The organism is Mycoplasma testudinis ATCC 43263, assembly GCF_000687795.1.
Taxonomy (GTDB): Bacteria; Bacillota_I; Bacilli_A; order Mycoplasmatales; family Mycoplasmoidaceae; genus Mycoplasmoides; species Mycoplasmoides testudinis.
On the sequence record NZ_JHXT01000028.1, the window covers coordinates 1 to 10,982 of the forward strand.

Genomic DNA, 10,982 nt, shown 5'->3' on the forward strand with positions numbered 1-10,982 from the left:
CGGCTTTAAGAAGTGCATTCAGTGGTTCAGAAAATACTTCTGTCATTGATTTAATTAAACTATTGGCACTGCTAGCATCAAAAATATCTGGGTTTCCTAGTACCAATTGGTTAAATTGGTCCATTACTTTTCGATAATTTTCAGATTTAGGTGGTTTTGGAGTTATTTTCTTTGCCATCTTGTTAATCATCCTTAATTAATTATTTGAATTTTAACACGATGCCAATTTAACACACTTATTTCATTACTACCGTAGCAAATAATTTTTTGAAAATAACAAGCGATTGTATGAAGTGATAATATTTGTGGCTTTTATTTACCGATTTTGTTGTAGATAATGGCTTTATAAAAAAGTTTTAATTGCTTTTAATAGTCCAGTTTAAAAATCTTTATTTATGCTTTTTTTCAACGTAATCAACTCCTCCATAGGGGTTGATTTTTTGATTAATTGATTTAACAGCTATCGTTGCTTCTGCCATTCCTACAACCATTAAGTTTGTTCGTTCAGGATAATTTGCACTCAATCCAATCGCATAGATATTTGGTTCACTTGTTTCTTGTTTTTTATCAACGAGGATGCTTGCACCAATTTTCTTTAAATTCGTTCATTCGCTAGCACGATTAGTTAATGGTTTGAGTCCATATTGAACTAACAAGCTATCATATGGAACGCTTTGTTCAACTTGGGTTTGGTTGTTTTTTAAAAGGATTTTATGAGCATCAATTTTTAGAACTTCGCTGTCCATTATTTGCGTAACATTAGGTTGATCATTTAATGTTTCCACGTAATGTGAATTTGCTCTAAACGAAGGCTTACGATGGATAATCGTTACTGTTTTTGGATATTTAGATTGTGCAATTTGGCTTGCCCATTCAACAGCAGAGTCACCCCCACCAAGCATTACAACGTTTTGTTTTTCGTATGATTTAAATTCATTTACTGAATATGATATTTTTGGTTTTCCATTTGTATCATCTAACAATTTTAAATCTAATTCAACTGGACCAAATCCGCCGTTTCCTGTTGCAATAATAATGGTTTTAGTTTGAATTGTCTTTTGTGTTGATAATTCAACTGAAAATGATCCATCCTCTTGTTTTTGATAACTAACTAAACTAGTATTTAGTTGATACTCAATTACATCAGATAATTCTTCTTGTTGTTTAATTAAGTTTTTAACTAATTCTAGGCCCGTAATGCTTAAATGGCCAGGAAAATCATGAACTTTTTTATGCGCGTATAAGTGAGCTGGTTGGCCACCGATTTCATTACTTGCTTCTATTACAAGAATTTTTAATTTTTTCAAAGCTGCATACGTTGCTGCATAAATTCCGGCTGGTCCAGCGCCTATAATTAATATATCAAACATTGTTATCTTCTTTCGTATGATTTAAAGTCATTAATTAGTTAATGAATTGAACTAATTTAGTATTATACATTTCAGCCTTTTTCTGCTGAATTTTTTGTATTTTTCATATTTGAATTTGAAAGCAACAATAAAATATTTTTTATCTGAGATTATTTCTTTCAAAAATGTCACTGTGCTTTTCTAGAATTTGTCCGTGCTTTTCAAGAATTTGACCATGTTTTTCAAGAATTTGTCCGTGCTTTTCAAGAATTTGCCCGTGCTTTTCAAGCGTTTCTCCATGCTTTTTAAGAATCTCACTATGTTCTTTTAATATGGCACTATGTTGGTCAAGGATAGCGCTATGTTGCTTTAGAATTGCAGTATGTTCATTTAAAATCTCGCTATGTTGGTTAAGAATAGCACTATGTTCGTTTAGAATTTTTTCGTGTCTATCTAAACGTTCATTGATTTCTTTTCTTAGTTGAGCAAAACATAATTCCATTCTGGAATTAGTTTCATTAATCATTTTATCAAGCGTTTCTAAAGTCATGTTTTGCTCTCTTTTGATTGTTCTTTTAGTAACTGAACCAATTATAACTCTTCAATGGTTATCCTCATTAACTCTGTACGATAAGAATAATTTTTTCAAGAATAGGCATCGATTTTAACCTAGGCTATTAATTCACTTAATATTTTTAATATTATTTCACTTGACATTTTTTCTCTCCATATATTTAAATGTGAAAAAAGTGCAGAAATAGGACTAAATGTTCAGGCTTATATTTTTTCTCTCCATATATTTAAATGTGAAAAAAGTGCCAAAATCGATAAAATATTTTGAAAAAAGGATAAAAAATTGACTTTTTCAACAAAAATGAGTTTTTTTTTCTTAAATTAAAGCTATCTCACTACTTAATGTTAATTTGAGTTAAAACACCAGTTAGATTATTTTTTGATTACCCTATCTCACCAAAAATCGTAGCTCTGTTATATTTCTCATAAAATTTGAATACTTAGTTACTGTTAAAGAACGGTCATTTTCTAACTTAAACTAGATTTATATAAAATGAGTGACTTCAGACAATTTATATCATTTCGTAAAAACAATGTTTTTGTTTTATTAATGGCGTTTTTATAGTTTTAAAATAGGTTATCTTTTCGTGGCATTTATTTTATAATATAGTAAATATATACAACGTTTCCTTATATGGGACAGTTATTTTTAGTTGTTAATAACATTCGGAGAGTTTATGGTAAATCAATCAGAAAATATGGACCAAAGTTTGCTTGATGCTGAATTTGAACAGCAATGTGCGGCAGACTTTGAAAGAACAAAACGCGCTTATTGTATTGCGACTTTTTTAGCTCAGCACCCCCAAGCTAAAGATTATGAGGTTGCAGATTTTATCAATCGTGCCCGTCGTTCTTACATTCGTGCAAAACGAAAAAATTTAACAGACGAAGAATGAGATCAGCGCTTACGCAAGCACATCATCACTTTTAAGTTTATTGCTCCGTTACAACGTGAATTGGAAAAACTTAGCATTAATCAAGAATTAGTGAGTTTAGAGATTGAAAAGGCTCGGATTGCTAAAGAAAAAGCCAAACTTGAAAAAGAAAAGATTGATTTTTTGAACGAACAAGCCAATTTAGTTAAAAATGGTAAGTCTTCTTATTATCGCCATTTAACAACTATTAGTGAACTCGAAAACACTAAAAAAGAACTTGAAGAAAATTATCGAAAAGAAATCGCAGAAATTGAAAAGAAGCGTGAAGAAGAATTAAAACAAACTGTTACCAGCGAAGTTGAGAAGGTTAAACAATACTACGATCAAAGAATCAATAAACTCTCCCAATTCTATGATCTTTTTAAACAAAAATATCGCAATTTACAACAGTTAAATGCAGAAATTCAAAGAAATTTCGAACAAAAAACACAGGAAATTCATGATTTAGAATTACATGTTGTTAAATTAGATTCTGAAATCCAAGCACGTGACCAAGAAATCCAATCAAAAGAACTTCAGATTGAAAATTTGACATCCGAAATTGAATCTAAAACTAGCGAAATTTCCGAAATTCAAGAAATCCGTCCCGAAGAAATCAATAAGCGAGTTGATCAAAAAGTAGAAGAACAAATGCGGGCACAAACTAATAAATTAAATGCCTTACTACTTGAAAAAGAAAAACAATTGCTTGACCAATTAGAAGTCCGACGAAAAGAAATCGAACAGGCTTTGGCAATTAAACAAAATGAATTTGAACAAATTACAAAAAATTTAACTGAAGCCGAACAGGTAGCTAAATTAACTAGCGAAGAACTGAAACGGGTAAAACGTGATTATGATGTTGTTGCTTACACGAATCGAGAACTAAACCAAGCAGTTAAAGCCCTATCTGAAAAAAATAATAACCTTACCAAAGAAATTGAACGCGTTAGTACTGAAAATTCTGAGTTAGATAAACTTAATAACTTGTTGGTGAAAAAATATCACGACAGCGAATATATCGAAGCAGTTACTTCTCGTTTAGACCGCGATTTAAAACAAATTTCCAAGAGTCAAGAAAGTCTCAATAAGTTATTAAATAGTAAGCAAAAAATTTCTAACCAACGCCTTGTTTCTACATTTGAAAATATTAAAAAAGATATTGAAAACGTAAATGCTAATATGGGCAATATCGCCACTGTTGATGTTGATTATCAACCACGCCCAGTTTTACCAAGATATCAAGGTACTAATCAAGTTATTTCATATGATCATGAAATCGCTAATAAAGCGAATCAAAAACAACCTTCATTAGAATCTTACAAGTCGTCTAACAAGATTAAAATTAATCGTTTTAGTTCTAAGAAAACAACGAAAATATCAAAAAAAACTAAAGGCAAAAAATCTTCGGGTTTTGATAAATTAGTCGATATTGAATAAAATAAGTTAAAATATCTAATGTCACTACAACATAGGTTGCGAACCATGTCAGGCCAGAAATGGAGCAGCATTAAGCATTCACCTTTGTGTGTAGTGGCTTTTTTTATGTTCATTCACGAACAAAACAAAAGCTAATTAATAATAGTTTCAAATTTAGTGTATTTACTTTTTTAACTTTATTTCAACAAGAAGAGATATACTGTATTGTTACGACTGATTTTAATCAATAAAAATATCCATCATAAAGTATAATAGATAGTATATATAATGTGCATAGCACATTAAACATTTACTATCAGTGCTGGAGAATTTATGAAAAATACGCAACAATTTGGATCAAAATCAAAAATTCCTGATTTAGATCAACTAGAACCAAATGATTTTTATAGCCAAAAAAGAGAAACGAAAGTTAATCGTTTTTCTTTAATCGGCGAAAGTTTGAATGAAACCCCGACATCTTTAATTCACGTCGATCATGAGCAAAATAAAATCGAGTTAAACGACGATGAATCAGTTACGGCTAAATTATTTAAGCCAGTTGATGCTTACGAACGGGAACGGAAGGCCATCAATCAGATTACAGACGATGCTATCACCAACGAAATTTTACAGGTAGATTTGCCTAATGACAGTACTTTTATCGATGACGTAGTTAAAGATTACGATAGTAAACAAGTTACTTTAGATTTTGATCATGATTTTTCTCCAACACAGGCTACTCCAGCTGCTGATTTGTATGAATCTACAGGTCCAGTAAAAGAAGATGAAACTGATCCGTTGTTTGATATGCAAGTTAGTGCACCAATTATCAAAACAACAGAACAAAAAACTAGTTTGAGTGATTTTGTTCCAACTAAACAACTTGATGATGGGACTGATGCCTTATTTCAAGACGAACATGTTGACCCTAAATTAAAATCAATTGCTGCTGCAGTAGAAGATGCAGCGTTAGATCAAGAACAATTACATATGTCTGTCCAAATTGCTCTAGATGATTTAAAAAAACACGAAAATGCTGACAAGGAAACTGAATCGGCAATTTTGCAAAGTAGTGTTTCTACCATTCATTTAGATGAACCAGTTAAATCAGAAATTATCCAAGACCAAAGCCCACAAGTTAAAGAAGAATTAAAAACATATTTTGTGCCTGCTTATGATGCTAATATTCAACCAGAACCTGAAAAACTACAAACTGAAAATTTAGATACTAATTTCGAAGCAGATGAAATCTTTATTCCCGTTGGTGAACCTAAAGCAGATGTTGAACCAGTTATTGCTGATGAAATCAAAACAGCAAATTTGGAAAAAGACGATGATGAACTATTTGCTCCAGCTAAACGTCAGAATGATGTTTTTTATGAATTTAAAAGCGACGAGTTCGACAACAAAAATCAATCTATTAGCTCTTTAAATGATGATCATCATGATTCATTCACTAAACCAACGGTTCCGTTTGATGCTGCAGACGAACCGCAAGTATCGTGACAAGCAGCCGCTTTACCTTCACCGATTAGAATGGATGAAGAGATAATCGAAAAGATTCGAGAGTATGCTAACCAAGAAGTTCAAAAACAAATGGAAATAGAACATGCCAAAATCGAATTGGAAAGAATGCGTTTAAATGAAGATATTGTACGTAGTGGTCAAAAACAAAAAGAAGCCGAACAAGAACAACTTGATATCATCGAAAATGCCCGAATAGAATTGGAAAAAGATCGCCTACAATTTGAAGAACAAAAACAAAAAATTGCTGATGAATTAGTAGGTGTTTCAAAAAATGAACGTGATCAGTTAGCAAGTGAACGATTGCGAATAATTGAAGAAGCCCAACGCCAAAAAGAAGAATTAATTGAAGCAGCTAAACAAGAAATTAAAAACGAACGCGAACGCTTGGAAGCAGAAAACCAAAAACTGCGAGATTCATTGGTTGAAAGTATTCGGGAAAATCAAAAATACCTTGAAATGCAACGTCAAGATTTGTTAGATGCTGCTCAAAAAGAAAAAGAACGACTAATTGAAGCAGCTAAAAAAGATGCTGAGTTAGAAAAAGAAAACGTTCTTGCCGAAGTTAAAAACTTACTTAATGAATTACGTGATTTGAAAGGTAATAACGACGTTAATTATGAAAAATTAAAAGAAGAATTATCCCAACAAGCACGTGACGCAATTAAAAATGCTTTAGCTGATGCAAATGTTGAAAAAAATGCAGTAGCAGCAGAAGTTGAAAAATTTTCAACAGAGCAAAAAGCTAAATTTGATGAACTTTTAAAAGAATTAGATGTTGTTAAACAAAATGCCTATTTAAAAACCCCAGATATGATAGCTACGACTTTAGTTGATAGTAAACCTGAGTATGATGATACAACTGAGTTTGAAATGATTCCTGGAGATGAAGATCGTTCGTATACCGAATGTCCAATTGATTCAATTGAATTAGATGATTTGCAAGAAGAACCAACAAAGGTTTACGAATTAAAAACAGCAGATGTTATTAAACCAAATACTAATGAAATAGTTGCTGCAAAACCAATAGCGCCTACTAGCGAATTTAATAATGACGTCCGGTCTTTAAGAGACGCTTTAAAAGCCCAAAATATTGATTTTGATTTTCAAGATCCGATGAGTGTTTTAAATAAAGAAAAAGTTAAAGACGAAATCAAAAAAGAAATTTTACAAGAACTTACTCGTGCTGTTCCAACTTATCCTTCTAAACCAAGTTCACTTTATTTACCAACATCTACGGATTTTGATGAACTTGAAACTTCATATCATGAAGATTTGTACGAAACCGCTTCACCAAAGAAGAATTTTGCAGATTTAGATCATCCAAATGTACCACAAAAATTTACGGATTTAAATGCTGAAGGAGCACGTCACGGTTTAGTTCGTTTACAAAAAACCCAAACCGTTCCCGAATTGATTTCAAGTAGCAAATACCAAGAAGATTCACATAAACCAGAAAAATTGTATGATTTAGATTTATTTGAAGAACTCGGCATGGACTCTTATTTAGAAAATGATAATATGCTAATTGAAACTCTTGCAAACGACTTGGATAAAACTTTTGATATTCCAAAAATCAATAATGATCTAGCTGCCAAGTCTACTGCGGAATTTAAGACAACTCCAAACCAAAGAACTTCTTATTTAAATTTAAAAAACCAAGGTCGTAAACCAGCTTTTCTTAAACAAAATAAAACCGAACCAGTAAAAACAGTGACTAAAGAAATTGCTGTTCCAATGACTCCGGTTATACCATCATCTAAACCCAAACGTAAATTGCGTGGTGCTGAATTATTATTCAAAGATTTAAAAGCTGAGAAGTCAACTTCTACAAAAGATTTTGTTAAAGCTTATGCACAACAACTTCTCAAAAAAAGAAAATAAAGTAGTTTATTAATGGCACAAGAATCGAATTTTGTTTCCACTAACTTTCGCGAAGAATTGTTCGAAGCCAGTGTTGATACATCCAATCTAAAACCATATTTTCAAAACGGATGACGGCGGAAGTACGTCATTGTTTTTGTTCATGGTTTTACCAGTGATTATCAATCGCACAATTCAGTATTTTATCGCTTGAAACGTTATGGTTATAAATATTATGCATTCAATTTACCAGGCCATGGAGATAATCAAAATCAATCAGAAGCAGATATGCAGATTGAAAATTATTCCAAATTAGTTTCCCGTTTTATTATTGAAAATAATTTACGTAATGTTATTTTAGTTGGTCATAGTATGGGCGGAGCCATTGCGGTAATGGTGAACGCTTTAATTTCCGATTATATTGCGTGTTTAGTTTTAGAAGATCCATTAAACAAAATGGTTTTTAGTCTTAAAAAAGAAAGAATTATTAAAGCTATTAATGCTAAAGATCCTCAAACCGGAAAACGTTTTGGAATCATCCGTTGATTTAAAAATATGTGAAAAAACAAGGCCGAATACAAGCCTTTATTTAAGAATTTAGTATCAGCTAAAACAACACGGGATACAGAATGAGCTTACCAACAAATTAAAAACAAACCAGTTTTATTATTTTTTGGTAAACAAGATTTGGTAATTCCACCAAAAGAATCAATTGCTTACATTACAAGCAATGCTTCAAATATTGAAGTTCGAATTTTTGAAAATGGAAGTCATTCACCCCATAATGATGCGCCCGATTTGTATTTTAAGTATTTTATCGATTTCATTAAACGTTTTAAAAAACAAGATAAAAAACGGCTAAAAACGGAAAAGCGAAGTATTAAAAAAGTAGTCGGTTTACAAGACAAACCAATGCATGATTTACAAGATAAAACTAATGAAGAGTTGTCTGCTGGTAGTGATGATTTTAGTACCAAAGATGATGAGCAAACAAACTAATTTTTGATAAAAAAATTGTTTTGTTTTTTGGCTTTGCGATAGTGCATTCACAAAAATAAACCATTTAAACCAATTCCGATAATAATCGCTAAAACGATTAATCCGATATGGATGTTTTCTTGAGTTGGTCATGTCCATGTAGATTCAGGAGTTAATAACAAAATCGCAATAAATGAACTAGCAACCATCCCAAACGAGAATCCAAAAAAGATATCACGGTGTTTTTTTAGCATTCATGCGCTAAAAAAAATACTTGAAATTACTCCGATTAAAACAAAGATAACAAATAAGACTAAATACCCAACATTGCTATTTGCAAACGGATGGCTAATGACGTCGGTGATAATGTGGTTTAAGGTTCAGTATTCATTAAAAATATAAACAATCATACTACCACTAATACCAGGAATTAACAAGAAAAAACCTCCAAGTAATCCCGAAAATATGAAGGTTGCATTTCTTGAAGGATTGGCTTGAAAAACCTTTGAAACAGCTGCATTGTTGTTAAATTCTGCACTAGTATTAACGTTCAATTTTAAAGTAAAAATAATGACACTAATCGCGATAATCAAAACAAACCCGATTAAAAAAGAAATTAAGCCTTTTCAATTTCCTTTTTTAAACGTTTTTGGTTTATTTACGATGATAAAAAAAGGAATGCAAGCTAAAGCAAATGACGCAAATAAAACAGCTAAAAAATCTGTGAAATTAGCATCCCCAATTTCTCGGACAATGAAATGAAAAACAATAAAAAAAATAAGCCAACTTACTAAAAAAGGTAATGATCATAATAAATGGTGTCACCATTTTGTTGTTTCGTATGGTTTAAAAATACCCTTAATATTACCAACAACGTTATCATAATAATTTAACAACGTTAATGTGGTGCCACCAGAATATCCGGGAATGCCATCACTGACTCCCATAAATAATCCATATAAAATCCGGTAAAGTCAATTATGTTTATAGTCAAAATCAAGATTCGCAGGAGGTTGCGGACGGTTAAATTTAGTTTTCATAGTTTATTAGTTTAATTTATTTTGTTGTGTTTTTTGATAAAGGTGTCACATAATGCATAAAATTTATTCATTTGTTGGTGAAAAATTAAATGGGCACAATCAGGTACAACAACAAATAAAATTCTTTTATTAAGTTTTTGAATATGAGAAATTGTTTGTTGTGGTGGCAAAATTCCGTCGTGGGCGCCTAAAATAATCAAAGTTGGTTTTTTGATAGATTTGTATCCACCATCAAAATAATCACCTTCAGCAATTAAAGTTTCTAATTTAATTAATGGTCTGAATACGCCAAAACGGGCTTCAGTTTGTTTAAAATCCTCTTTAATATATAAATCATAATGACTTCCAAAAACGCTTTTCGGGTCGCAATATAGTGCATTCATTAAAAGATAAGCTTCATCTAGAGTTTTGGGAATTAAACACTTAATAATTTCATAATTATATCTAGTGGCACCACTAGCAGGAGCTTCAAGGATATTCAATTTAATTTTTTCAGGCATGATTTCATTTAGTTTAGCAATAATTCCTCCACCATGGGAATGACCAATCATAATGATGTCATTTAATTCAAAATAATCAATAAAAGCAAGCATTATACGCATTGAGTAGCCAAGCTCTATATCGCTTGGTCGTTGAATCGGACTTTCTCCTTGTCCTGGTAAATTGATTGCAAAATAACTGTATTCGTTGTAATGCTTTCGTAGCTGGTTCTTATTTTGATATGACCCCATAAAACTGTGACAATACAAAATTGTACCTTTTGAATTTTCAACTGGATCAGCAATAAAATCAAGATTTTTGAGAATCTCAGGCATTTCTTTGAATGAGTTCATATTTCTCCAACAAAATGGTTTCAAACACGTTAGTTAATTTATTTAATTATACAAATAAGCGATTTTTATGTGCTTTTTGACATCTAAATAAGATGTTTTTTTTGTATTTTTCAGAGTTTTTTGAACTTTTTTAGAACAAAAATCTTTATTTTTCTTCTTTGTTTTGGACGATGTAAAAGGTAGTAATGAAATAAGTGTGTTAAATTGGCATCGTGTTAAAATTCAAATAATTAATTAAGGATGATTAACAAGATGGCAAAGAAAATAACTCCAAAACCACCTAAATCTGAAAATTATCGAAAAGTAATGGACCAATTTAACCAATTGGTACTAGGAAACCCAGATATTTTTGATGCTAGCAGTGCCAATAGTTTAATTAAATCAATGACAGAAGTATTTTCTGAACCACTGAATGCACTTCTTAAAGCCGAAATGGATGAACATTTAGGAAGAAGCGAATACGAGCGTTCTGAAAACTCCAATCGCCGG

8 protein-coding genes and 1 other RNA gene are annotated in these 10,982 nt (G+C 31.4%); 5 read left to right on the forward strand and 4 right to left on the reverse strand.

What is annotated here, in order from left to right; genetic code table 4:
* Window positions 1-389 precede the first annotated feature (389 nt).
* Window positions 390-1,370, reverse strand: coding sequence for an NAD(P)/FAD-dependent oxidoreductase (locus tag T384_RS0105520; protein ID WP_027120167.1), 981 nt, complete (start codon window positions 1,368-1,370; stop codon window positions 390-392).
* A 139-nt stretch (window positions 1,371-1,509) separates the two neighbouring features.
* Window positions 1,510-1,998 carry a hypothetical protein gene (locus T384_RS06760; RefSeq protein WP_156933149.1) on the reverse strand — a complete coding sequence of 163 codons (489 nt, stop codon included), beginning with the start codon at window positions 1,996-1,998 and terminating at the stop codon, window positions 1,510-1,512.
* A gap of 601 nt (window positions 1,999-2,599) precedes the next feature.
* Here T384_RS06760 and T384_RS0105530 point away from each other — a divergent pair.
* The 4 genes from T384_RS0105530 to T384_RS0105540 all read left to right on the forward strand — a co-directional run bounded on the left by T384_RS0105530 (window position 2,600) and on the right by T384_RS0105540 (window position 8,641).
* The gene (locus T384_RS0105530) at window positions 2,600-4,276 is read left to right on the forward strand and encodes a coiled-coil domain-containing protein (protein ID WP_027120168.1); all 1,677 of its coding nucleotides are present in this window, start codon (window positions 2,600-2,602) and stop codon (window positions 4,274-4,276) included.
* A 13-nt stretch (window positions 4,277-4,289) separates the two neighbouring features.
* Window positions 4,290-4,386: signal recognition particle sRNA small type (gene ffs, locus T384_RS07175), an RNA gene on the forward strand.
* Window positions 4,387-4,588: 202 nt separating this feature from the next.
* A complete protein-coding gene (locus tag T384_RS0105535) occupies window positions 4,589-7,663 on the forward strand; it encodes a coiled-coil domain-containing protein (protein ID WP_027120169.1) in 3,075 nt (1,024 codons plus the stop codon).
* Between the two features lie 12 nt (window positions 7,664-7,675).
* Window positions 7,676-8,641, forward strand: a complete 966-nt coding sequence (locus tag T384_RS0105540; protein WP_027120170.1) for an alpha/beta fold hydrolase — start codon at window positions 7,676-7,678, stop codon at window positions 8,639-8,641.
* Here T384_RS0105540 and T384_RS0105545 read toward each other — a convergent pair.
* Both T384_RS0105545 and T384_RS0105550 read right to left on the reverse strand, forming a co-directional pair.
* Window positions 8,638-9,660: an undecaprenyl phosphate translocase family protein gene (locus tag T384_RS0105545; RefSeq protein WP_156933150.1), complete on the reverse strand. Its 1,023-nt coding sequence runs from the start codon at window positions 9,658-9,660 to the stop codon at window positions 8,638-8,640. The genes T384_RS0105540 and T384_RS0105545 overlap by 4 nt on opposite strands.
* A gap of 11 nt (window positions 9,661-9,671) precedes the next feature.
* On the reverse strand, window positions 9,672-10,493 hold the full coding sequence (locus tag T384_RS0105550; RefSeq protein WP_027120172.1) for an alpha/beta fold hydrolase: 822 nt from the start codon (window positions 10,491-10,493) through the stop codon (window positions 9,672-9,674).
* Window positions 10,494-10,745: 252 nt separating this feature from the next.
* On the opposite strand from T384_RS0105550, the gene T384_RS0105555 reads away from it, so the two are divergent.
* Window positions 10,746-10,982, forward strand: a 237-nt coding sequence (locus tag T384_RS0105555; protein ID WP_027120173.1) for a hypothetical protein, incomplete at its 3' end; no start/stop codon positions are given.